The following is a 24,966-nucleotide window of genomic DNA, read 5'->3' as shown; positions in this document are numbered from 1 at the left end:
GCTAATTCAATCCGCGCCCTTCCATTTGTAATTTTAGGAATATCGTTGAAATATACTGGTAGTTTTGATTTAGCCTATATGATTTTTATCGCTATTGATTTATTAGGTTTGCTTTTAATAAGCAGAATTACCTCTGAGTGCAAAGGGACAATAAGCCTTGAAGATATTAAAATTGATACGGACAATGTAATATAGCTGGTGAGGAATAAATCAACATTCAAGCTATAATATAAGCTACATGTGAACCGAGACCGTCTTAATAAATCTTCTTGATATGAAAAAAACAATAATGATGCTATATTGTGGAGTTTGAACCCCGCTAGTGGATTCTTCCAGAGTTAGAGTTAGTGGCGCAATTACTGCCAAGGCGAATATTGCAATATCCCTATTTGCATAGTATTTAGTTGGGAGAATAGATAGGTGTATTTTCCTTTTGCTTGAATAGGAAAATTGTTAGGAAAGCAAGTTCCTTGTATATAAAGAACAAAAGGCATAAAATATGGAAGTACTGAAAAAAGTCAACAGAGGTAAATGATACATACTGAAAGGAGATGTTTTGATTGGCACAGTCATTAAAAGGAAAAATTGCGTTTGTTACAGGTGCGGGAAAAGGGATTGGCCATGCGGTTGCAGTAGCCCTTGCAAAAGAAGGAGTACATATCGGTTTAATGGCACGCACAGAGGAAACGCTGAAAGAAGTTGCTAATGAAATTACAAGTTTAGGTGTGAAAGCAGCATATGCTTCGGTTGATGTTTCTGTTAAAGAGCAAGTAGACCAAGCGGTAACGAAACTTTCAAATGAGCTTGGAACTGCTGATATACTAATAAATAATGCAGGAATCGGAGGCTTTGCAAGTGTTTTAGATATGGACCCAGAAGAATGGAAGAGAATTATTGATGTTAATTTAATGGGAACATATTATGTAACACGTGCAGTTCTTCCACAATTAGTGGAAAAAAATGCGGGAGATATCATTAATATTTCCTCTACCAATGGATTAAATGGGGCAGCTACCTCAAGTGCCTATAGTGCATCCAAATTTGGTGTTATAGGTTTGACAGAGTCCTTAGCTCAAGAAGTACGCCGTAATAATATTCGTGTAACAGCTTTAACACCAAGTACGGTAGTAACGGAGCTTGCTGTTAAAACTAACTTGATTACGAAGAGTGAAGAAAAGTATATACATCCGGAAGATATTGCGGAATTTATCGTATCTCAATTAAAATTAAATCCACGGGTTTATGTAAAAACAGCAAGTCTGTTGGGAACAAATCCATTCTAGTAAATAGAATTCGTTATGGAAGGTTCAAATCACAAATGATTTGGACCTTTTTTATGGATAAATGAAAAACTATTTCAATACATCACCAAAAGTACCATGAACCATTTTCAGTAAATTGGCAACGGTCAGTTCAATCTGTATGCCGATTTTTCCTCCGCTTACAATGATTTTTTCTAAGGATTTAGCACTCGAGTCAATAAATGTTGGAAACGATTTTTTCATCCCTATAGGTGAACAGCCGCCGCGAATATAGCCGGATACTTTCATAATATCCTTGACTGGAATCATTTCGATTTTCTTGTCGCCAACTGCCCTTGCAGCCTTTTTCAAATCTAATTCTTCCGCAACAGGAATGACGAATACAAAATACTGTTTGCTGGATCCTTGTGTAATAAGGGTTTTATAGACTTCTTTTGTGTCCCTTCCGATTTTTTCTGCAACTGAAATTCCGTCTATTTTTCCATCATCAGCATTATAAGTGATAATCGAGTAATCTATTTTTTCATTCTCTAACATTCGCATAGCATTTGTTTTCGTATTTTTCAAAATAGTAGCCTCACTTTATGGATTTTTTTGCTTTTATACATCATATCATATAGCTACCATTAGTTATTGAAAAGAGAACGAGTTGTAACATTTTTCAGAATAATATTTACAAAGTGGAGAAGTTGATTTAGTATTACGGAAGGAAGAAAAAACTTCCAATATAAGAAGGGAGAGGTAAAAATGAGGTTAAAAACAAGAAGGTTATTAAAAAGCAATAAGGACGACTCAACGTAGAAAAAATACGAATAAAAAACATACAGGGGGATGCAAATAAGATGAATTCTATAACTGAATCAATTAAAATCGTGCAATATCATGAAGACCTGGCACAGCCCGTCGCGGATATGTGGAATGAAAGCCGTGAAAGCTGGGGCGGTGATGCTAGCGTCAGAACAGCCGAACAAGTGAAGCAACAAGAGGCAAATTCAGAGGATCTTTTTTTATACCTCGCATTAGACGGAGAAAAAGTGGTTGGATATTGCGGTATATCGGAATATAAAGAGGATACTAATGCGTTATATATCCGCTTGATAAATGTCCATCCAGATTATCATGGCAAGAAGATTGGGAAACAGCTAGTTTTAAAAGCAGTGGAGAAGACAGTGGAATTGGGATTTCCGAGAATTGACCTGTATACTTGGCCTGGAAACGTAAAAGCTGTACCGCTCTATAAAAAATACGGATTCTTTTGGGAAGATCGCGATGAAACGACACATCTCATGAATTTTATCCCGCTTGTCATGCAAAATGACTTTATAAAGCCTTATTTTAAACACTTAGATTGGTACCAAGATAATGTAAGGGCAATTGAAGTAAAACCTGATGGGATAAAAGTAAATGGATTTACCTATTTTGAATATGTTTGGGAGAATGATACGCATTTTCTGCGTGTTCAGATTGAAAAAAGCGGAAGAGGCATTCGACTTATTGAAACGAATGATATTTTAATAGAAGCTTCTCTAAAAGAACATACACAAATAGAAGGCAGAGAGTCTGCGATAAACTTTGCGGTGAAAAATAAATCTGTAGAGCCTGTAAATGCTAAGATTGCAGGAAATAAAAACGATAGAATTCACGTAAGCGGGGAACAAACCGTTACCATCCAACATGATTATACATTTGAACTGCCAGTGGATATAAAAGAAGGTGAGGAACCAAATGAGTGGGTTACTCATCCACGGGTCGAAATATCTACTAATCTAAATGGTTTATCTTCCTTATTTGCAATTGGCATTTATCCGAAAAAAGCGATTAAAGTAAAAACGATATACCAACCAAGTCGATATAATACAAATAAAGAACAGTATGTCTATTTAGAGTTGGAAAATCATCTTAAGAAGCATGCAGAAGTGATGATTGAATTGCCGGAAAATCATGATGTTCAATGGGAACAAGCTGTTCATAAAACAACAATAAACGAAAAAGGGATGGTCAAAATTCCTTTTACTATCAAAAAATATGGATTTCTGCAATCTGAGTGTACGATCAAAGTTCAATGTGATGCTGAACAATATGAGTGGAAAGAGACTCTTGCTTTCTCTCTCTCGTCCTTTGGTATTAAGGCTGGTGGATATGATAAAGAGTATCTGTATCTCCAAAATGGTTACTATAAAGTATTGGTACGTAAAAGAGATAATATTATAACTATAGGAAATTATGAAAGGACTGGGCAAAGGACTGCCATTGTTCCTCCTAAATTCGGAAAACCATATATTGGGGAACTTTCTAAAAAACGAGTTTCGCATTATGAATGGAATCACAATGATGCTGCTGCAACGATGAAGCTTTATTATGAGGTTCAAAAACCATATGCAATGAAGCTTGCTCTATGCTTTGAATTATTTAGTGAAGGTCTATTGAACTATTGGCTGGAGCTTGAAAATCTAGGGGATTCGCAAGTAAATGATTTATTTATCTATCAGCCGATTCAGCACCATATCCTACAAACATATATACCAATGAAAAACGAAGTAATCTATTTTAGTGATCCAAGAATGACTAATTTTGGTGAATTGAATAGCAAAGATGTCACTGGAAATTGGATATTTTCCGATGATCAAAAAGATCCTCACGGGATTACATGGGATGAATCGGTAAAATTAGGATTTGAGGGCTGGTATTTTTATTTAGAAGAAGAACTTGGGAGGATCCATCCAAGCGAAAAGCAGCAGTCGAAGCCAATCCAATTTTCTCTAGGGGCGATCAAGAACGTTCAAGAATTCCAAGTTTTCGCAAATGAGTTGACAACTAATCATTCGTTGACAAAAGAGCTGGAACTTAGACCGGAATCATTTAATCCTGTAATGAAAAATGGGAAAACCTTGGTATTAAAAAGAATCCAAAATCGTTATTTTCATGGGAAGCTAACTATTCAAGAACCAGAACGGGTGCAGGAAATTTCTGTTCAACAAGAGGATAATCAGGATTTTAAGATTGATTTTCTGTCAAATTCATCAGGTTTCGTTCCAATTGAGTACGGATTAGAATCGGAATCACAGAAAGTACAAGGCTCCATGCTTTTACTGAATGAGGATCAGACAGAAATCAACATGACCAAAGTAGAAGAGGATCATCATATTAGCTTTATTATCGAAAACGGAGACTTAACATTTAAAGCAGCTGCCAGCTACTTCCCGGCACTATATTCATTATCCTATAAAGGGCAAGAATGGCTCGATACTTTCTACCCTGAACCAAAGCCGAAAGCATGGTGGAATCCATGGGCAGGGGGAATGAGATCCTATTTGAATGGGGTAAGTTTATTTTCATATTTGAAAGAAGATTCTGAGTCGCGTTTTGTGAAGAAAGTTGATCATGCTCAAAATGAATGGCATGGAATGGTGATGGAAACCACTCTAAAAGAACACGAAAAATGGAAGGGCCTGAATATAAAGCAATACTTTCTGACATTACCTGGAGTGCCAATTCTCGCTCATTTTACTGAATTAGTGCATCCATATCAAAGTATCAAAGAGTATTCTTTTACGGAAATATGGTCAAAGAAATCGACGTTGGAAGATACCGTTTTTCACTTAAATACAAAATCGGGTTCCAGTCAGATTCGTGCAGGATTTGATGAACAGGTATTCCAAATCACCAATCCATTTACACTTAATGATGGTGAACAAACACAATGCCTACAAGTATTTTTTAATAATCATCATCTTGATTCAGAATGTGTTTTTAGCGACCAATTCGCCTTAACATGACCTTTGAATATTTAAATATCGAACCGGCAACCAAACACATATCAAAACCTATGTTTTTAATGTTTCCGGATAAACCATTTACAAAAGAAATACTGGATAGCTTGCGGTGGATTCAATTTTAGTGTGCTGAGTAACCGAACGAAATAAAGACCGAGTGGTATGCACTCGGTCTTTGCATAAACCGGGAAGGTATCTGCACCTCTATTTCACTGTGATGCTTTTTCCTTCTTTGGCAGATAAACGAACAGCATCAAGGACTTTTTGTGTCATTTGGCCGTTTTCAAATTCAGAAAGATATGGATGTTTCTCTCCGCTTTCGAAAGTCTTAAATAATGCATCCAACATACGGTTAAATCCGTTGTAATAACGAGCAGCAACTGCTGGCATTTCTGCTGGAGCCGTTATGTTTGCTGCAAGCTCTACCTCTTCAAGAGGCGCATCACCTGATGAGAAGAACACCTTAGAATCATCCAACATAACAAGTGTTCCTCTATTGCTAAATATTTCAAGACGTAAACTGTTCGAACTTTGGCGTGCAGCGGACATTAGCTCTAGTGTAACGGTCGCATTATTTTCTAAAGCTCCAATCACTTGGTAGGAATCATCTGCAGTTCGGTGTTCCACATTGCCCTCTTCATCTGTAAATTCTGGAACATGTGTAGTGAGAATAGCAGAGTCTTCACGGAAATGAGCGCTCAGCCACCAATGAAGGGAGTCCACCATATGTGAACCGATAGCCCCAAGCATTCCGCCACCTGTGGATTCTTGGCCAAGCCACCCCCGTGAATTGGAAATTAGAGAATTATAGCTTGTATAGGTGCATTCAAAGCGAACATGCACGATGTCCCCCAAATCACCGCTATCCAGAATTTCTTTTACTTTAGTTCGAGCGGGAAGGAATCGGAATTCATGATTAATCAATCCTAATTTTCCTGCTTCATCACGGGCAGCAATCATCTCTTCTGTTTCCCCAATATTTAGCGCCATTGGCTTTTCGCAAAGTACATGAATACCTTTTTGATATGCTGCAAGGGTCATTTCCTTATGTAAATGGACAGCGGATGCTACCACCACAAAATCAAGTTGTTCTTTCTCAAGCATTTGCCTCCAGTCCGTATACACATTCTCGACCCCGCTTAATTTCTTCACGTTTTTGACATTCCCTCTTGATACACTGGCAATGGCGACCACTTCAAAACCTTCGTGAAAATTCATCATTGGTGCATGTACTTTCGCTCCAAAACCAGTACCAATAATTCCAACACGATATTTGGCCATAGGAAATCAACTCCTTATTTGTCATAAACTAATAGTATAGAATAAGTGTTGATATTGCGAATATTATGCATTCTTTTGAAAAAGGTAGTTTAATAGTAACGAAAATTAAGATATTATTAAAAATAACAATGAAAGGTGGGATGCATGATGAAACAAGAAAGGAAAAACCTTCAATTGCCAAAGGGAGATAATAGGGACTGCTAAAATGGGCATAAAAGAGTGCTCGTGATAGCTGGTTCCAAGTAAGGGGGAGCATTCTTGCTAACTAAACAAGGTTTTGATTTATGGGCGGATAATTATGATCATACGGTTCAATTAAGTGAAGAGAGCAATTTGTATCCATTTGCTGGCTACAAAAAAGTATTAAACACTATATTTAATGAAGTCATGCAGAAGCCAAAATCTAAAATATTGGATATTGGCTTTGGAACTGGAGTATTGACTCATAAATTATATGAATATGGTCATCAAATTAATGGAATTGATTTTTCGAAAAAAATGTTGGAAATGGCAAAATCAAAAATGCCATTGGCAAACCTAATGGAGTATGATTTTACCGAAGGCTTGCCGATCAACATAAAAGGGGAAAAATATGATTCCATCATTAGTACCTATGCCTTACATCATTTAACAGATCAGCGGAAAATAGAATTTATATGTGAGTTATTAACTTTGCTAAAAGAAGGCGGAAGAATTTTTATTGGGGATATTTCTTTTCATACTAGAGCTGACCTAGAAAAATGCAAGCATGACAGTATCGAATATTGGGATCCCGATGAATTTTACATTGTAGCGGACGAAATTTCTGTTGCTTTGGATCAGTTCCGTTGTGAGTTTCATCCAATGTCCCATTGTGGCGGTGTTTTTGTTATTTCAAAGGAATAGGAACGGAAAAAAGGAGACGGTGAAACGTCTCCTTTTTGGTTTGGCTGAATAAATGGGAGAATTGGCTGAATTAATGGTAAAAATGGCCGAATTATTGCAGGAACTGGCTGAATAAGTGGGGAAAACGGCTGAATTATTGCAGGAACCGGCTATATATATGTTGGAGATTGCTGAATGAATAGCTGAATCTGCAGAATTAACCTCAAAAAAGGTAGATTCGAATGCATTGCCAAATAGCTAATTGGTGATTATTACCTGTATGAAAAATTAGAATCATTACAGTTTCTATAATTTTATTGTAATAAGTGTCACTTTCAGTATAATTAACAACATGTCTTGTATAGGATTAGGAATACGGCCTAATTGTTTCTACCAAGCTGCCGTAAATGGCTTGACTACAAGAGTTTTTGTTATTATATAAAAATAATGTGATAGCAATTAACTTCTTGAATCATAATGGCAGCTTCCGTAATAGACGGGAGCTTTTTTATTTGAATTGCGTTATACCACTCCTTTTAAAAAGTTTATCGTTTTTGTTAAAAAAAGGATGGATTAACCAAAGTCGTCCTAGTTTCTCGAACTTTATTTTTAGATTATCGCTTATATTAAAGTATTTTGGAGGCTATTCTAACTGGTACAAGATGCATTGTTTTTAAAGAAAGTGAGGATATTTTTTTGGTAAAAGCTTTTTTTCATTTTAATCAACGCCATACTAGTTATAGGCAAGAAACTGTAGCAGGGATTACTACCTTTTTATCAATGGCGTATATTTTAGTAGTTAACCCGTTAACTTTAAGTCAATCAGGAATGGATAAGGGAGCAGTCTTTACTGCAACAGCTTTATCTGCGATTATTGGATCCCTTTTAATTGGATTAATAGCAAATTTCCCTATAGGAATTGCACCAAGTATGGGTTTAAATTCCTTTTTCACTTTTTCCGTTTGTATTGGAATGGGAATACCTTGGCAAACTACTTTAACAGGGGTTTTTATCGCAGGGATACTATTTATTTTATTAAGCTTATTTAAGATTCGTGAAATGATCATTAACATTATTCCAGAGGATTTGAAATATGCTATTTCAGGTGGTATTGGCTTTTTTGTTGCTTTTATCGGTTTCAAAAATGCAGGAATTATTATATCGAATCATGATACCATAATCTCCTTAGGAAATTTAGCAAAACCAACAACCATTTTGGCGATTATTGGTTTTATTATTACTATTATTATGATGGTGAGACGCATTGGAGGAGCTATTTTTTATGGAATGGTGATTACTACGATTATCGGAATATTATGGGGAGTAATAGACAAACCTGCTCATATTGTTGGTGAAATACCTAGCATTTCTCCGACGTTCGGAATAGTATTTCATCATTTAAACCAAATCTTAACCCCTAAGGTATTAGCAGTCATCTTTACTTTTTTGTTCGTTGCATTTTTCGATACAGCAGGAGCTTTAATTGCTATTGCCAGTCAAGCTGGTTTAATAAAGGATAATAAAATCCCGAATATTGGCAGGGCATTATTAGCTGATTCTGCATCGATAGTGGTTGGGTCTGTTCTGGGAACTTCTACAACTGCATCGATGGTGGAATCGAGTGCTGGAATTGCAGCTGGAGGTAGAACTGGATTTACGTCTGTTATTATCTCTGTATGCTTTTTCATCGCGTTATTTTTTTCACCTTTACTATCTATCGTGACATCAGAGGTAACAGCACCAGCGTTGATGATTGTTGGGGCTTTAATGGCAGCACAAGTAAAACAAATAAATTGGAATCGCATTGAAATTGCAATTCCCGCATTTATAACAATCATTATGATGCCACTAACATCAAGTGTGGCCACTGGAATTGCATTAGGATTTATCCTATATCCAATCACCATGATTGCTCTTGGCAAGTGGAAAGAAGTACATCCATTAATCTATGTGTTATGTCTGGCTTTTCTGGGATATTTTATCTTTATTGTATAGGGTGGTTTCAGAATGATTTTNTGTTATGTCTGGCTTTTCTGGGATATTTTATCTTTATTGTATAGGGTGGTTTCAGAATGATTTTAAAAGACCAACACAAGGGAAAAACCAGGTCCAAATGGTCTTTATAAGGCCACAAAAGACCAACGCAAGGGAAAAACCAGGTCCCATTGGTCTTTATAAGGCCACAAAAGACCAACACAAGGGAAAAACCAGGTCCAAATGGTCTTTATAAGGCCACAAAAGACCAACACAAGGGAAAAACCAGGTCCAAATGGTCTTTATAAGGCCACAAAAGACCAACACAAGGGAAAAACCAGGTCCAAATGGTCTTTATAAGGCCACAAAAGACCAACACAAGGGAAAAACCAGGTCCAAATGGTCTTTATAAGGCCACAAAAGACCAACACAAGGGAAAAACCAGGTCCAAATGGTCTTTATAAGGCCACAAAAGACCAACACAAGGGAAAAACCAGGTCCAAATGGTCTTTATAAGGCCACAAAAGACCAACACAAGGGAAAAACCAGGTCCAAATGGTCTTTATAAGGCCACAAAAGACCAACACAAGGGAAAAACCAGGTCCAAATGGTCTTTATAAGGCCACAAAAGACCAACACAAGGGAAAAACCAGGTCCAAATGGTCTTTATAAGGCCACAAAAGACCAACACAAGGGAAAAACCAGGTCCAAATGGTCTTTATAAGGCCACAAAAGACCAACACAAGGGAAAAACCAGGTCCAAATGGTCTTTATAAGGCCACAAAAGACCAACACAAGGGAAAAACCAGGTCCAAATGGTCTTTATAAGGCCACAAAAGACCAACACAAGGGAAAAACCAGGTCCAAATGGTCTTTATAAGGCCACAAAAGACCAACACAAGGGAAAAACCAGGTCCAAATGGTCTTTATAAGGCCACAAAAGACCAACACAAGGGAAAAACCAGGTCCAAATGGTCTTTATTAAGGCTACAAAAGACCAACACAAGTTAAAAACTAGATCTTAATGGTCTTTATAAGGCCATAAAAGACCAACACAAGGGAAAAACTAGGTTCACTTGGTCTTTATAACATTACAAAAATAAACAAGCTCCAACCTAATTTAGTTACGTTCGCCTTAATAATATAAACAAAGGGTGTCCTGATTTTGTCAGGACACCCTTTTCATTAGAAATCACAGGATTATTGACCTTGTTGATTTCTTAATGATTGTTCAGCGTAAGCAATCAAACGTTTGGTCATTTCGCCGCCGACTGAACCGTTAGCTCGAGCGGTCGTATCTGCACCAAGTTGAACTCCAAACTCATTGGCAATTTCTTCTTTCATCTGATTCAGAACATTATCTGCACCAGGAACCAACAGTTTGTTTCTAGCCATGATACATCACTCCCGACGAATTTTTGAGCAAAAACTCGCTCATTCTTACTATTTCCTAACAAGCATTCTTCCATCCATCCCCAACATTATTTTGCGTAAAAATCTTCGGTATAAAATGGTTGTTCTTGTTGGTTAAAGGCAACTCCTACTCCTAGATATTGATAATCTTTGCGCAGGATATTTTCGCGGTGTCCAAGTGAATTCATTAATCCTTCATGGGCAAAAATACTACTAAGTTGGCCGTACGCAATATTTTCTCCGGCTAGAAGAAATACAATATGATCTTGCTGCATACGATCAAATGGAGATTGTCCCTTTAAATTATTGTGATCAAAATAATCATGTACGGCCATATCTTTACTGTGGTTACGCGCTGTAATTTGTACATGCTGATCCCATGATAAGATGGGCAGATGATGCATTACTCGCGAAGCATTGGTTAAATCAAATAATTGATATTCAAACCCTGTTTTTAATGCGGTGCTTGCTTTCGTATAAAACCCTTTTTTCTCTTGTTCCACGTTCTTGTTAATCAATTGTATCGCTGTTACCCTATTTTGCTGAAACTTATCGTAAAAAATCGTTACGTATGTATCATCGACCAAAAACACATCATAATCACTTTTTTTATCAAATTGATAAATGGTGAACCCTTTTTGAATTCCAGTCAAAGGGGTGCCTAGCTTTTCACGTACGGTTTGTTTCGGGGTGCCGATTTTAATGCCATTAGTGGAAGAAATCAAATTTTGATTCGTGTATAAACCGATCACCTGATTCTTTTTGTTGTACATTGCCATAAAAAATTGCTGATACCGATGATGATATTCCGTCCAGTTAACTCCATACTCATTAAGTGTGGAACGTTTTGGCGCTCCGACACGACGCTCTACATATGATTTTGTGTTACCTAGTTCTATATTATTGACAGAAAAGATATGTTTAGTTGGAGTTTCTAATGAAATTTTTTCGGATTTTGTTTCGGCTTTTGGCTGATTACTATTATCCGAACGAAGTTGATCTAACAAATGATGTACCTTATTCGAACCAGCTATAATAGTTGCATTATGTTTTAAATCATTTATTTTAGACTGCAAAGAATGAATACTCTCCTGATAATCCTTTTTATGTAAAAAGTCTTTAATAGTTGGCCAGGAAAAAACAACTAATACAACACAAATAACAAGCATAAGGAACCGAGCCATATCTTTTCCTCCCTTTCTATTAAAATTATAGCCAATCTAGTGAATATATAATCATAGTCGTATCTTATTTTCCATTTTTAGAGAGCAAATAAGAAAGGATTTTATGCAGATATGATAGAATATTTAGGTGAACTACATAAAGTATACGGTTTAAACTTTAATTTGGAACCATTTTTTTATGGAAAATTTAAGTAATGTTGCCTAAGGAGGAAAAATGTATGAAAGTAGCAAAGAATGTGGAAATGATTGAATTAAATATCCAGGGCTTTCAAATCAACCCTGCTTTAATATGGGATGATCAGAAGGCAATATTAGTCGACACAGGCATGCCTGGACAGGTAAAGGCACTTCAAGCCGCGTTTGAAAATGCCGGGGTTCCATTTGAAAAGTTAAAAGCCATTATTTTAACACACCAAGACATTGACCATATCGGAAGTTTACCAGAGATTCTACAAGAATGCGACTGGAAAATCGATGTATATGCTCATAAAGAAGATAAGCCTTATATTGAAGGCGAGAAACATATGATCAAAGCAGATCCTAATAAACTAAGCAAAGAAGCATGGGAATCCATTCCTGAACCAATGAAAGCTTTATATTTGAATCCTCCAAAAGCACCAGTTGATTATCTGTTAGAAGATGGACAAGTGCTTCCAGATTGCGGAGGAATTGAAGTGATTTTTACACCGGGTCATACACCTGGCCATATAAGCCTATATTTACAAGAAAGCAAAACCCTTATCACGGGGGATGCCATGGTGATAGGAAATGGCACTTTACATGGTCCGGTTCCAAAGAATACACCTGACATGGACACTGCTTTAAAGTCATTAGAAAGATTCCTGGACTATGATATTGAATCGGTTATTTGCTATCATGGCGGTTATACAAATGAGAATGTAAACGAACAGATTGAGAACATCGTAAAAAGCAAGTAACGTGTGAATGATGGCTTTTGTGAGCCATCATTTGTTCTATAAAAAGGGGTAGGGATATATGTCCATTGAAAAGTTCTTGAAAAAAGTATGCTCTTTATTTACGTATCACCTAGGGAGTAATCTAATAGGAGTCTACCTGCACGGTTCGTTGGCAATGGGGTGTTTTCAATCGGAAAAAAGTGATGTTGATGTCTTAATCATAGTAAGCGAAAAGTTAACGATCCAGCAAAAGAAAAAAATAATCGACGATATTTTGAAGCTACGTGAATATAAACTGGAAATGAGTATTTTATTAGAAAAAGAGTTACGAATGTTCCGTTATCCAACACCATTTGAACTCCATTATTCCCAAATGCATAGGGAGAGATATTTAGAGGATGAATATTACCTCTGTGGAGATTCGGTAGACCCGGATTTAGCTGCACATATTGTTGTGACATATGAAAGAGGGAAATGTATATACGGTGCTCCAATTCATGAGGTTTTTCAGCCAATTGATCGAAAATACTATCGACAGTCTATTCTATTTGATGTCGAAAATGCTGCGGAGGATATCGTCCACCATCCAGTATATTACATATTAAATCTTTGTAGGATCCTACTCTATATGAGAGAAGGGATTATTTCCTCGAAAAAAGAAGGAGGAGAATGGGGATTGATGAACGTTCCAGAGTCCTTTAAAGAATTGGTAAAGGCAAGTTTGTCGCAATATTCTAAACCCAGTATTCCAATCGATTGGAATCCGGAACAATTAAGGGAGTTTGTGAAATACATGACTGAAGCAATACATTTAAATCGATAGGAGGAGAAAACTTAATGGATAAAGATAATTTTCAGGAATACGAGGATCCTATTTTATATGATAAGGAAAATGAAGCTTTTACAGATGAAATACCTTTCTTGTTAAAATGGGCCTCTAAATCTGCTGGGCCAATTATAGATTTAGCGTGCGGAACAGGAAGGGCAACCATTCCACTTGCAGATAAAGGGTATGAGATGATTGGAGTTGATATACATAAAGGAATGTTGGATGCAGCAAACATGAAATCGAAAAATCTCCATTTGCCAATAAAATGGGTTCAACAGGATTGTACCAGTCTTGATTTGCACGTACAAAGCGAATTTATGTATATGGTCGGCAATTCGTTTCAACATTTTCTAACGAATGAGGATCAAGACAAACTGCTCACTTCGGTGAACAAACAGTTAAAACCAAATGGGATTTTTATCTTCGGGACAAGATTTCCAAGCTATGAGGAATTATTGCAACCAAGTACAGAAGAGTACTGGAGGTCGTTTCAAGAAAACCAGATAAAAGTAGATGTATATACAATAAGCCGTTATGATGCTCTTGATCAGATTCAACATTATATTACGATAAGGAAATTTATGAATGAAAAAGGGGAAGTTATTGACGAAAAAAGAACCAATATCAAGTTACGGTATGTGTTTCCGAAAGAAATGGAAAGATTACTAACGGAAAATGGCTTCGAAATAATCGATGTTTATAAAAATTGGAAGGAAGAACCGATAACGAGTGACAGTTACGAAATGGTGTATGTTTGCAGAAAAAAATAGGATTTAACGAATATTTAGCTGTATGGGGCAAAGATGGCAATTGAGAAAACGTTTAGACAACTTTAAAATTCATTTTATCTAATTAACGGCGGGTTGTGCTTGTCCTTTTTCTGGTTTCCCAATACTTTGATCCAGACGCTGCAACATATTTTTTAAATTCTTTATCCTCCTTACTTCATTTTGATCCTACTTCGAAAAAAGGTATTTTCCCGAGTTTATAGAATTGGTATTAATAAAATATATAAAAAGGTGGGAAAACGATGAATACAAAAAATCGAAAACCTACACTTTTAATAGTGGGAACTTTTCATATGGGACAAACAACGGACTTATTTCAAACGGAAGTGGATAATCTTTTATCCGAAACACGACAAGAGGAGATAAAGGAAGTTGTGGAGCGTTTGAAAAAGTTCCATCCAACCAAACTTGCAGTGGAAGTGGAAAAAAAGCAGCAAGATTCATTAAATAAGGAGTTTAAACAATATATAGATGGCAATCTAGAATTATCGGTTAACGAAGTCTATCAACTAGGTTTTCGAATTGCATCCGAAATGAATCATAAGGAAATTTACTGTATTGACTGGATGGAGCAAGGTGTTGGGAAGAAAGGTTTCGGGGATGTTTATGAGTGGGCAAAGGAACATCAGCCAGAATTATTCGATTCTCTTTTTGGTTGGCTTCATAAACAAGTTGCTCAAACAGATTCGGACTATAAAACAATTTTAGAAATGTATGGTGAATATAATGAAAAAGCAGAAATCAAACAGCATCATACACTAAATATTAATATTGCAAGAATCAAGGAAGCAGAAGAGTATGTGGGTATGGATTGGTTAATTTGGTGGTATCAGCGAAATTTAATCATGTTTTCTAATCTTGCTGATCTTGCTGAAAGTCCAAATGAACGTATCTTGCTCATCGTTGGAGCGGCACATGTTGAAATTTTATCTAATTTTATTAATGAAAGCGGCATGTTTGAGCTAGAAGAAGTTGAAAAATACCTTTATTAATGAAAAAAGGACTAAAAGAGTCCTTTTCCATTTATCTCCTTTTATAACAGTCACATGTCATAATATGATCATTAACAAGTCCCGCAGCTTGCATAAAGGAATAGCAGATTGTGGGACCAACAAATTTAAATCCTCGCTTCTTTAACTCTTTGCTCATTTTATCGCTAATCTCTGTTGTTACAGGTACTTCACTTAGGTCCTTGAAATGATTTTGAATCGGTTTGCCATTAACGAAAGACCATATGTAATCGCGGAATGAGCCGAAATCTTCGACAACTTTTAAAAATGCTTTGGCGTTTGTAATGACGGCATTAATTTTAAGCTTATTTCTGACAATCCCTTCATTATGTAAAAGCTCGTCTATCTTTTTTTCATCATAATTAATGATTTTTTCTGCTTTAAAATTGTCAAAAGCCTTTCGGTAATTATCTCTTTTCTTTAATATCGTATACCAGCTTAGACCCGCTTGTGCTCCTTCCAAATTTAAAAGTTCGAACAGCAACCGATCATCATACACTGGAACTCCCCATTCATGATCGTGATAATCTAAATAAATTGGATCCTGATTCACCCATCCGCAACGATTCATCACCATTCCCCCTCCATCATGTATATTTTAATCCAGACCTATTATCTTTCTGAAAAGCTGCTTGAATTTTTCACGGTCTTCATTAGTAAAGGCCTTTGGACCTTTTGTGCGTTTTCCGCTTTTTCTTTCCATTGCACTTAAATAACGTGACTGTAATAATTGGTCGATATTATCATTTGTATATAGAAAACCTTTGTGATGTAGGACCGTACATCCTTTTGCCAAACCAAGTGAAGCTAGTCCATAATCCTGGGTGATACTTAAATCACCTGTTTCGGCAAGCTTCATAATCCGATAATCTGCGGCATCTGCGCCAGTATCTACATAAATGGTTTCGACACCCTCGGGATATTCTTCCGATGAATAGTGAGGAAAACTAGTAACAAGTATAACAGGTGTACCAGTCTTGGTCGCCTCCGAAATTATAATACTTTTAACAGGACAAGCATCTGCATCAACATATATTTTCATGCTTTATTCTCCTCTAACAAAATAAATCCAGTAAATTGCTTATAATTTACTATAACCTATTTTTTTATACATATCATTCTTTAAAAAATATAAGAGATGAATGATTTTGAAAAAGTTTGAATGGTTTACTAAATGACTTTGTGCTAACGATGTTTATGTGGTGAGCGCAAGGGGCTGTGTTTTATTCAATGAGATGGGGTGATCATTCCATCAGATGTTGCTGTTCTTTTTCGGCAACCATCCATTGTTTAAGTGCTTATTCTTATGAATCCTGGTTATAGATTCTTTTTTTTATTCATGAAATTTCGCCTTAGTTAGAACATATAATGTGTTGATTTCACTTTTGATTGTATTTTGATAATAGGAGGCTGTCCACTTAGATGGGAAATGGAGAATTCAAAATGGTCCGTGTATTCATTGCAAGCCCTTTTTTTAATCAGGAGCAGATTGATAGAGTACAAAGGCTAGAAAATGCGTTGATGAGGAATCTATATGTAATAGATATTTTTTCTGCTAGATTTCATCAATTCAAGCATTTGACATTTGGCTCGAAGGAATGGAGAAGAGTGACCTTTCATAATGATCTAAAATATTTGCGAAGAGCAGATGTTGTGGTGGCAGTCCATGATTTTGAAGGAGCCAATGTCGACAGCGGTACAGCTTTTGAAATCGGGTATGCGTATGCAATGCAAAAGCCTATTATACTTATCAATGAGAAAGGTTCACCGGTTAACTTAATGCTTTCGGATAGCTTACATGCATACTTAAATAGAGTAGAGGAGGTAGCATCTTATAATTTTTTACATATGCCGTATATCCCATATGAAGGAAAAGTCATTTAAATATTTATAAGAAGAGCGACCATATAGGTGGCTTTTTATTTTGAAAACTACTAGAAGATTTTTCATCTATCAAATTCTTAAAGTCGTCCATTCTTATGGTAAAATGGAAGAAAACTAGAATAAAGGGAGGGTTAGCTTTGGAATTTACATTTATTCATACGGCCGATATACATTTAGATAGTCCATTAAGAGGCTTGGAAAAGTATGAAGGGGCGCCAGTTGAGAAAATTCGTAATGCGACCCGAGAAGCATTTCAACATTTAGTGGATCTGGCGATTGATAAAAAAGTAGCTTTTCTTGTTATTGCCGGTGATTTATATGATGGAGACTGGAAGGATTATAATACAGGATTATTTTTCATTAGCCAAATGAGCCGATTACAAAAGGAAAATATTAAGGTCTTCCTCATTCGCGGAAATCATGACGCTGCTAATTTGATTACGAAAGAATTAAAACTTCCGGAAAATGTTATCGAATTCTCTGTTGATAAACCCGAGACTGTTTTGATAGAAGAATTACATGTTGCTTTACATGGGCAAGGTTTTGCATCGAGGGCGGTTTCGGAAAATATTGCAAGGGACTATCCAACGAAAATAGACGGGTATGTCAACATTGGATTATTGCATACGAGCGCAACAGGTCGTGAGGGTCATGAAAGTTATGCTCCATGTTCCTTAGATGACTTAAAGGAAAAGGGCTATGATTATTGGGCATTAGGGCATATCCACTTAAGAGAAGTTCTCCATGAAAGCAATCCAGTCATTCTCTTTCCAGGAAATATACAGGGTCGACATATTAAAGAAACAGGAAAAAAAGGATGTACGATTGTGACAGTAAAGGATGGTCAAATCCATCAATATGAGCATCATTCCCTTGATGTACTTAGGTGGGAGGTCTGTTCTGTTGATGCATCTTCCTGTGAAACGGTACAGGACGTTATGGATGCGGTAAGAGAAAAATTAGAGGAACTCTACCAACTTTCTGAAGGCAGATTTTTAGCTATTCGAGTTCGCATCAACGGATCAACGGATGCACATCAAGCGTTATTAGTAGAAAGAGAGCATGTAATCAATAATTTACGGTCATTGGCACTTGAAGTGGGATATGGTGATATTTGGATTGAAAAGGTGAAAATCGAAACAACCCGCCAAATTGATATTGAGGAATGGAAAGAAAAGAGCACCCCAATTGCCAGCATCCTAGAATACATGGAGGAATTAAGTAAAGATGAGGAAACATTTGAGCTTTTGCTCCAAGAATTTAAAGATTTGGGGTCCGCATTGCCTTATGAATTAAAAAATGGAGAAGATGCTTTTGATTTTACCGATCCAACCATTCTCACGAAAAGGCTGAAAGAAGTGGAAGAGCTAATTTTACACTACTTGACGACGCAGTCTGAGGTGGAAACGGCATGAAAATTAATTATTTAAATTTACAAGCATTCGGTCATTTCACAGACTATCATCTGTTCTTTGATGAGAATAAAAACTTCCATTTAATATATGGCCCAAATGAAGCGGGGAAAAGTACGATACTTCGTTCTATTTCCAATTATCTATATGGCTTCCCAAGACAAACAGCAGATGCTTTCCTTCATAGCAATGCAAAACTGAGAATTGAAGGAGAACTGCAAAGAGCAAATGGGGAAAAACTGCAATTTGCACGACGGAAAGGGCAAAAAAATACGGTTTTAGACGAAAATAATAATCCTCTTGATGAGAAAATGGTTGCAGCCTTTTTAAATGGCATTACGGAGCAGCAATTTACGAATATGTTTGCTTTGGACCATGTTCGACTTAGAGAAGGCGGAGAAACCCTTTTGCAAAGTGATGGGAATGTGGCTCAAAGTCTATTTTCAGCTGCTTCAGGAATCAATGTGCTTCGGAATGTACTGGAAGAGTTAGAAACAAAGACAAGCAGTCTTTATGGGAAAAACAAATCCAAAACAGCTATTAATAGTGCATTAAGAGAAGAAAAAGATCTAACCAAAAATATCACCGAAAATCAATTAAAAATCCAAGATTGGAAAGAGCTTGAACGGAAATTTTTGGATGGTAAGAAGGAAATAGAAAAGTTAAAAGAAGATATAAAACAATTAACAAAAGAAGAAAGCAAATTAAAACGATTAAAACAAACGTTGCCGAAAATCGCACTTCGTAAAGAAATGTTGGAAAAATATGCTGAGCTTTCAGATATACCTGACCTCCCGGAAAGAATGGAAGAGCTTCGGAAAGAAAACTTGCAAAAATTAGAAGCTGCAAAAGCTGCCAAGAAAAATGCAGAGGAAGAGCTGCAAATGAAAGAACGCGAATTACAATCTATCTTTATCCCAGAAGGAATTTTGGATCAAAAGTTTCTCATAGAATCCTTATATCGAGATAGCTCCAGTTATCAAAAGGACGTGAAACAGCTTCCTATTCAAGAAGGGAAATACCGGCAATTAGAACAAACTATTCTTTCCATGTTAAAAGAGCTTGGTCGTGAAACAGATAATATTCATATTGTGGAGCAATATCGTATTCACGCAGAACTAAAGAAAACCATTCGCGATTTGGCAGAACAGAAGCCTTTATTAGAATCGAACGAAAAGAACGCACAGGAAGAATTGGAAGCTCTTGAAAAAGAACTAACGAAAACACAAACAGTGTTACAGTATTTACAGGATATTGGAAATCTAGGATCTTTAGAAACTGCCATCGATAAAGTAAAAGCGGAAGGCAATCTAGACAGAGTTCAAAAAGAATTACAAGAGCAATTGCGGCAATGCGAGAATCAGCTTGCAAATCTAATCCGTAATCTACCACTTTTTGATGGGTCAAGTGAAGAATTATTGCAATTAAAGGTTCCTAATTTAAAAGAAACGGTGAAGAAGTTTCAAAAACAATATGAAGAAATTCGTTATGAAATGGGAATGCTTCGTCAAAAAATTACAGAAGAAACGGAAGCAATTGAAACGTATGAGAAGAGAATTCGTGAACTGGAATCTCTAACGGACATTCCGACATTATCAGAGCTTGAAGGCGCAAGAACTCACCGTGAAGCAGGGTGGATTGTGATCCGTCAAAAGCTCAATAGCGGTGAATATAATCAGACTGCTCTAGAGCAATTTTCAAAAGGCACTCCAATTGATATGGCCTTTGAGAAAAGCATGCGGAAAGCAGATGACATCGCGGATAAACTACGTACAGAAGCAGAAAAAGTCGGAGAAAAAAATAAACTTCTAGCTGATATTGAAGCAAGTAAGAATAAGATATATATGCTTACATCTAATTTAGATGTGGAAAAGAAAAAGATGGATGATTGGAATAAGCAGTGGATAGCACACTGGCAACCAGCACATATACAACCTTTAACACCGGAAGAAATGTTGGAATGGCTGGAACAATATAATGCCATTCTCGATTTAAATCATAAAAAGCAAATAACCTCGATGCAATTAAAAGAGTTGAATGACAAAAAGGCGATGTTCATTGCATTATTGGAAAAAACATTAACTGCTTTTGGAACGACCGTTGAAACTTCTAGTCTTGAGGAACTACTAGGTGTCGCCGAACAAACGAGAAGGAGATTAACCGAAGAGAAAAATAAACGGGATAATGTACAGGAAACGTTAAAAATCATTGCAGAGAAGCTTGACCATGCTAATGATAAAAAGAAGCGGGCAACGCTGTCTTTAAATAATTGGCAAGCAAATTGGCAAAAATCCATTGAAAAGCTCAGTATTTCAATGGATGCGTCTCCTAATGTTGTAAAAGAACTACTCGAGACATTTGAAGCATGTGTTGATCAATATGATGAACTCAAACAGACAGAAAAAGTTATCAATGCTATAAAGGAACGAATTGCAGCATTTGAAATTAGTGTGAAAAGCATCCATCAAACCATTACAACCAATCTAGTGCCATACTCAATGGACCTCGCTGTGATGGAGATGTATGATGCCCTTCAAAAAGCAATACTTGCCAATGAGAAGCAGATCAATTTAAATAATCAAATAGCTCAAGCAAAAGAGAAGATAAAAACAGCAGAGGTGCAACTGTCAGATGCAATGAAAGTTTTAGAACAATTGCTTACACAGGCAGGCTGTGATTCTATCGAAGAATTGGAAAAAATCGAATCCGCTTTTAAACAAAAGTGTGATATCCAAGAAAAAATCCAACAGATTGAAGAACAATTGATTGAGCTTGGAAATGGCCGCATGTTAGAGGAGCTGCTAGAGGAAGCGAACCTTGCCAATAAAGATACATTAGAAATGGAGCTTCAGGAAATTCAACAGCAATTAAAAGAGTTGGATCAAACCCGTTCGGAAATGGAACAAGCCCATGGCGTTGTCAAAAACGAGTATATGGTGAAGATAGAAGGTGCAAATTTTGAGTCGGTAAAGGCTGCAGAGGAAAAACAAAGTAAGTTAGCAGCTATTGCAAATTATACAGAAGAGTACATCACATACAAATTGGCATCTATCCTACTGCAAAAAGGCATCGAATTTTACCGTGAAAGTAATCAAAGTCCTATCTTAAGCCGGGCAAGTGAAATCTTCCAACGCTTAACCTTAGGCTCCTTTGATGGATTAACCGTAGAGTATGACAAAAAGGATCAGCCAGTCATTATGGGAGTTCGCAATCAAAGTGAAAGAGTAGAAGTCTCCGGCATGAGTGATGGCTCAACAGATCAGCTCTATTTAGCTTTACGAATTGCCAGCATAGAAAACTATGTAAGAGAAAATGAACCCATCCCATTTATTGTCGATGACATTCTTGTTCATTTTGATGATGTACGTTCGAAGGAAACATTAAAAATTTTATTAGAACTATCAAACCAAACTCAAATTATCTTCTTTACCCATCATTATCGCATCTTAGAGTTAATGAGGGGAATTAGCACTGAAACAGCTTATCAGTTAACAGAATTAAATACCGTAACTGTATAAAAGGACAGGAAAACTGTCCTTTTTTTGCTGGATAATTTCTAATATAATAAGTTTAATAGTGAAATATAAAGTCATTTTCAGCTATTGCCAATAATCAGAAATAAAATTCAAAAGAAGAAGTATTTACCATATTCAACAAATAACCCGCTAAGAAATACATAAAATATATATAGTGTACTTTCCCATTTAAGATAGTATGTTGAAAAGTTCTAAAGCATATAAGCTAAAAGGTTTATTGGAAAACGGTCTTTTTTAAACATATACAAGCAAACGACCTCATGGGTTGTTGGGTAACCCCTCCATGTAAAGGCATTAAATACCCAAGACGTTAATGTTTAAAGAGTGACCTGTCTTATAAGAAGGGGATAAAAGCCAATGCGTTAAAGTTTAAAGAGTGAATTGTCCTTTAAGAGGGTTATAAAGGCCAATATACTAAGGTTTATCGAGTGAATTGTCTTTTAAGAGGGTTATAAAGGCCAATATGCTAAGGTTTATCGAGTGAGTTGTCCTTTAGTGGGGTTATAAAGGCCAATACGCTAATGTTTATTGAGTGAGTTGTCCTTTAGTGAAGGTATAAAGGCCAATACGCTAATGTTTATTGAGTGAGTTGTCCTTTAGTGAAGGTATAAAGGCCAATACGCTAAAATTTATCGAGTGAGTTGTCCTATAGAAGGCTTATAATGGCCAATGCGTTAAAGTTTAAAGAGTGAATTGTCCTTTAAGAGGGGTATAAAGGCCAATATGCTAATGTTTATTGAGTGAGTTGTCCTTTAGCAGGGGTATAAAGACCAATATATTAATATTTATCGAATGACCAGTCCTTTACAAAAGATACATTGATGTATGTTTCTAAAAATATTCAAATTAGATCTATACCATTAGAGAATATAAGGAATTATAGAATGGACCATTGTAAAAAGGGAAATATGGGAAGAGAGATTTAAGATTTATTTTATATTGGGAGGAACAAAGATGGTAAATAAATATGTGGATGATAGCTTAGCACTTCATACTGATTTATATCAAGTAAACATGGTGGAAACTTATTGGGATGATCAAATTCATAATCGTAAAGCGGTATTTGAACTGTATTTTAGAAAGATTCCATTTGGAAATGGATACGCTATATTTGCAGGTTTGGAAAAAATCATTGAGTACTTGAATGATTTTCATTTTAGTGACAGCGATATTGCTTATTTGCGAGATGAACTTGGGTATCATGAGGACTTCTTAAAATATTTGAAAACATTGAGGTTTGCCGGAACGCTGCGGGCAATGAAAGAAGGAGAGTTAGTATTCGGAAATGAGCCGATTCTACGTGTGGAAGCATCGCTTGCAGAGGCACAATTAATCGAAACGGCACTACTAAATATCGTCAATTATCAAACGCTAATCGCAACAAAAGCCTCCCGGATAAAACAAGTTATCGGCAATGATATGGCTATAGAATTTGGAACGAGAAGAGCACAAGAAATGGACGCAGCAATCTGGGGCGCGAGAGCAGCGTTTATCGCCGGTTTTGAAGCAACGAGCAATGTGAGAGCAGGGAAAATATTTGGAATTCCGGTTTCAGGTACCCATGCCCATGCGATGGTTCAAGCATATAGAGATGAATATACGGCCTTTCATAAATATGCTAAACGTCATAAAGATTGTACGTTTTTAGTGGATACATATGACACATTAAAATCAGGTGTGCCAATAGCCATACAAGTAGCGAAGGAACTTGGAGATAAGATTAACTTTAAAGCGATTCGTCTGGATAGCGGGGATTTGGCCTATTTATCAAAAGAGGCAAGAAGAATGCTGGATGAGGCAGGATTTAAAGATACGAAAATTATTGCATCTAATGATTTAGATGAATACACTATTATGCATCTAAAATCTCAAGGGGCAAAAATTGATGCATGGGGAATCGGTACCAAACTGATTACTGCATATGATCAAGCAGCATTAGGTGCTGTTTATAAATTAGTATCAATTGAAGGGGAAAACGGTGAAATGATAGATACCATTAAAATATCTGGCAACCCCGAAAAAGTAACGACCCCAGGATTGAAGAAAATTTATCGAATTATCAACCGCATCAACCATAAATCAGAAGGCGATTATATTGCAATGGAGGAGGAAAAGCCGGAACTAGAAGAAAGATTAAAAATGTTCCATCCGGTCCATACCTTTATTAGAAAATTTGTTACTAATTTTGAAGCAAAAGAATTGCATCATGATATTTTTGTAAACGGAAAGCTCGTCTATCAAGCTCCAAAATTAAGGGATATCCAACAATTTGTTAAAGATAATTTAGCCATTTTATGGGAGGAATACAAGCGTTCCATGAATCCAGAAGAATATCCAGTAGATTTAAGTCAAAAATGCTGGGACAATAAGATGGAGAATATTGCAAAGGTAAAAGAAAAGGTTGCGAACGGTGTTAAGAAATAAAAGAGCTCATCTAACCTGAAAAAAGGAAGACGAGCAACATTAAAATCACAAGCCCGCTCTGTCTTCCATCTTTTTCTTTTCTTTATTCTTTTGTATGACTTGAAACCATTTATATATTTTGGTGATTTAATACACAAAAAGAAACAACCCATAAATGATGAATAAGTACTTCATAATAGCATGGTGAAAGGTGTCGCGTGGGTCAGATGAAAGAACGCCGCCAATCAAAATCCAGACAGCGAGGAAAATGGCATCTCTTAACGGCTAGTACCGTTTGACTCTCTTTCTATATAAATAAAAATAAGTAGGTATAAAAAGTTAACATTATTGCATAAAAGTTACCGTTCTATCCGAAAATTCTTTTCCTGTAATTTCTCAATGGGGAGACCAAAAAATGATAATGAGAACGAACAAT

Annotated in this window: 18 protein-coding genes and 1 riboswitch; of the genes, 12 read left to right on the top strand and 6 right to left on the bottom strand. The window is 36.3% G+C overall.

Going from position 1 to position 24,966, the window contains the following annotated elements; genetic code table 11:
• Positions 1-560 precede the first annotated feature (560 nt).
• Complete coding sequence (locus CWO92_RS19470) at positions 561-1,283, top strand: 3-ketoacyl-ACP reductase (RefSeq protein WP_101355876.1); 723 nt, start codon at positions 561-563, stop codon at positions 1,281-1,283.
• Positions 1,284-1,352: 69 nt separating this feature from the next.
• Here CWO92_RS19470 and ybaK read toward each other — a convergent pair whose 3' ends face one another.
• Complete coding sequence (gene ybaK / locus CWO92_RS19465) at positions 1,353-1,829, bottom strand: Cys-tRNA(Pro) deacylase (RefSeq protein ID WP_101355875.1); 477 nt, start codon at positions 1,827-1,829, stop codon at positions 1,353-1,355.
• Positions 1,830-2,104: 275 nt separating this feature from the next.
• Between ybaK and CWO92_RS19460 the strand changes: the two genes are divergently transcribed.
• Positions 2,105-5,038, top strand: coding sequence for a GNAT family N-acetyltransferase (locus CWO92_RS19460; RefSeq protein WP_101355874.1), 2,934 nt, complete (start codon positions 2,105-2,107; stop codon positions 5,036-5,038).
• A 201-nt stretch (positions 5,039-5,239) separates the two neighbouring features.
• On the opposite strand, the gene CWO92_RS19455 is transcribed toward CWO92_RS19460, so the two are convergent.
• Positions 5,240-6,316 (bottom strand): Gfo/Idh/MocA family protein, encoded by a 1,077-nt coding sequence (locus CWO92_RS19455; protein ID WP_101355873.1) that lies wholly within the window; start codon positions 6,314-6,316, stop codon positions 5,240-5,242.
• Between the two features lie 258 nt (positions 6,317-6,574).
• Here CWO92_RS19455 and CWO92_RS19450 point away from each other — a divergent pair, with 258 nt between their 5' ends.
• Together CWO92_RS19450 and CWO92_RS19445 are read left to right on the top strand one after the other, a co-directional pair.
• Positions 6,575-7,201: a class I SAM-dependent methyltransferase gene (locus CWO92_RS19450; protein WP_101355872.1), complete on the top strand. Its 627-nt coding sequence runs from the start codon at positions 6,575-6,577 to the stop codon at positions 7,199-7,201.
• Between the two features lie 316 nt (positions 7,202-7,517).
• Positions 7,518-7,619: riboswitch (purine riboswitch) on the top strand.
• A gap of 257 nt (positions 7,620-7,876) precedes the next feature.
• Complete coding sequence (locus CWO92_RS19445) at positions 7,877-9,175, top strand: NCS2 family permease (protein WP_235851641.1); 1,299 nt, start codon at positions 7,877-7,879, stop codon at positions 9,173-9,175.
• A gap of 1,179 nt (positions 9,176-10,354) precedes the next feature.
• Here CWO92_RS19445 and CWO92_RS19435 read toward each other — a convergent pair.
• Both CWO92_RS19435 and CWO92_RS19430 read right to left on the bottom strand, forming a co-directional pair.
• Positions 10,355-10,549 (bottom strand): alpha/beta-type small acid-soluble spore protein, encoded by a 195-nt coding sequence (locus tag CWO92_RS19435; RefSeq protein ID WP_101355870.1) that lies wholly within the window; start codon positions 10,547-10,549, stop codon positions 10,355-10,357.
• Between the two features lie 86 nt (positions 10,550-10,635).
• Entirely contained in the window at positions 10,636-11,751 is a 1,116-nt protein-coding gene (locus tag CWO92_RS19430; protein WP_101355869.1) for a CAP domain-containing protein, read from the bottom strand.
• A 218-nt stretch (positions 11,752-11,969) separates the two neighbouring features.
• Between CWO92_RS19430 and CWO92_RS19425 the strand changes: the two genes are divergently transcribed.
• From CWO92_RS19425 to CWO92_RS19410, 4 genes are all read left to right on the top strand, one after another.
• Positions 11,970-12,689 (top strand): MBL fold metallo-hydrolase, encoded by a 720-nt coding sequence (locus CWO92_RS19425; protein ID WP_101355868.1) that lies wholly within the window; start codon positions 11,970-11,972, stop codon positions 12,687-12,689.
• Between the two features lie 58 nt (positions 12,690-12,747).
• Entirely contained in the window at positions 12,748-13,491 is a 744-nt protein-coding gene (locus tag CWO92_RS19420) for an aminoglycoside adenylyltransferase domain-containing protein (protein WP_101355867.1), read from the top strand.
• 14 nt (positions 13,492-13,505) lie between these two features.
• Entirely contained in the window at positions 13,506-14,267 is a 762-nt protein-coding gene (locus CWO92_RS19415; protein WP_101355866.1) for a class I SAM-dependent methyltransferase, read from the top strand.
• A 260-nt stretch (positions 14,268-14,527) separates the two neighbouring features.
• Positions 14,528-15,277, top strand: a complete 750-nt coding sequence (locus tag CWO92_RS19410) for a DUF5694 domain-containing protein (protein WP_101355865.1) — start codon at positions 14,528-14,530, stop codon at positions 15,275-15,277.
• A 31-nt stretch (positions 15,278-15,308) separates the two neighbouring features.
• Here CWO92_RS19410 and CWO92_RS19405 read toward each other — a convergent pair whose 3' ends face one another.
• Both CWO92_RS19405 and CWO92_RS19400 read right to left on the bottom strand, forming a co-directional pair.
• On the bottom strand, positions 15,309-15,866 hold the full coding sequence (locus tag CWO92_RS19405; protein WP_101355864.1) for a DNA-3-methyladenine glycosylase I: 558 nt from the start codon (positions 15,864-15,866) through the stop codon (positions 15,309-15,311).
• Positions 15,867-15,893: 27 nt separating this feature from the next.
• Entirely contained in the window at positions 15,894-16,337 is a 444-nt protein-coding gene (locus CWO92_RS19400) for a YaiI/YqxD family protein (protein ID WP_101355863.1), read from the bottom strand.
• A gap of 401 nt (positions 16,338-16,738) precedes the next feature.
• On the opposite strand from CWO92_RS19400, the gene CWO92_RS19395 reads away from it, so the two are divergent.
• The 4 genes from CWO92_RS19395 (at position 16,739) to CWO92_RS19380 (ending at position 24,551) form a co-directional block, all read left to right on the top strand.
• A complete protein-coding gene (locus tag CWO92_RS19395) occupies positions 16,739-17,179 on the top strand; it encodes a nucleoside 2-deoxyribosyltransferase (RefSeq protein ID WP_235851640.1) in 441 nt (146 codons plus the stop codon).
• A gap of 137 nt (positions 17,180-17,316) precedes the next feature.
• A complete protein-coding gene (locus tag CWO92_RS19390; RefSeq protein ID WP_101355861.1) occupies positions 17,317-18,594 on the top strand; it encodes a metallophosphoesterase family protein in 1,278 nt (425 codons plus the stop codon).
• The gene (locus CWO92_RS19385; RefSeq protein WP_101355860.1) at positions 18,591-22,109 is read left to right on the top strand and encodes a YhaN family protein; all 3,519 of its coding nucleotides are present in this window, start codon (positions 18,591-18,593) and stop codon (positions 22,107-22,109) included. Before CWO92_RS19390 ends, CWO92_RS19385 begins: the two co-directional genes overlap by 4 nt.
• 972 nt (positions 22,110-23,081) lie before the next feature.
• The gene (locus tag CWO92_RS19380) at positions 23,082-24,551 is read left to right on the top strand and encodes a nicotinate phosphoribosyltransferase (RefSeq protein WP_101355859.1); all 1,470 of its coding nucleotides are present in this window, start codon (positions 23,082-23,084) and stop codon (positions 24,549-24,551) included.
• The last annotated feature ends 415 nt before the right edge of the window (positions 24,552-24,966 follow it).

This window comes from Heyndrickxia camelliae (genome assembly GCF_002844575.1).
Lineage (GTDB): Bacteria > Bacillota > Bacilli > Bacillales > Bacillaceae_C > Margalitia > Margalitia camelliae.
Note: the sequence above shows the minus strand (reverse complement) of the source record. Positions and strands in the feature narration are given on the sequence as shown.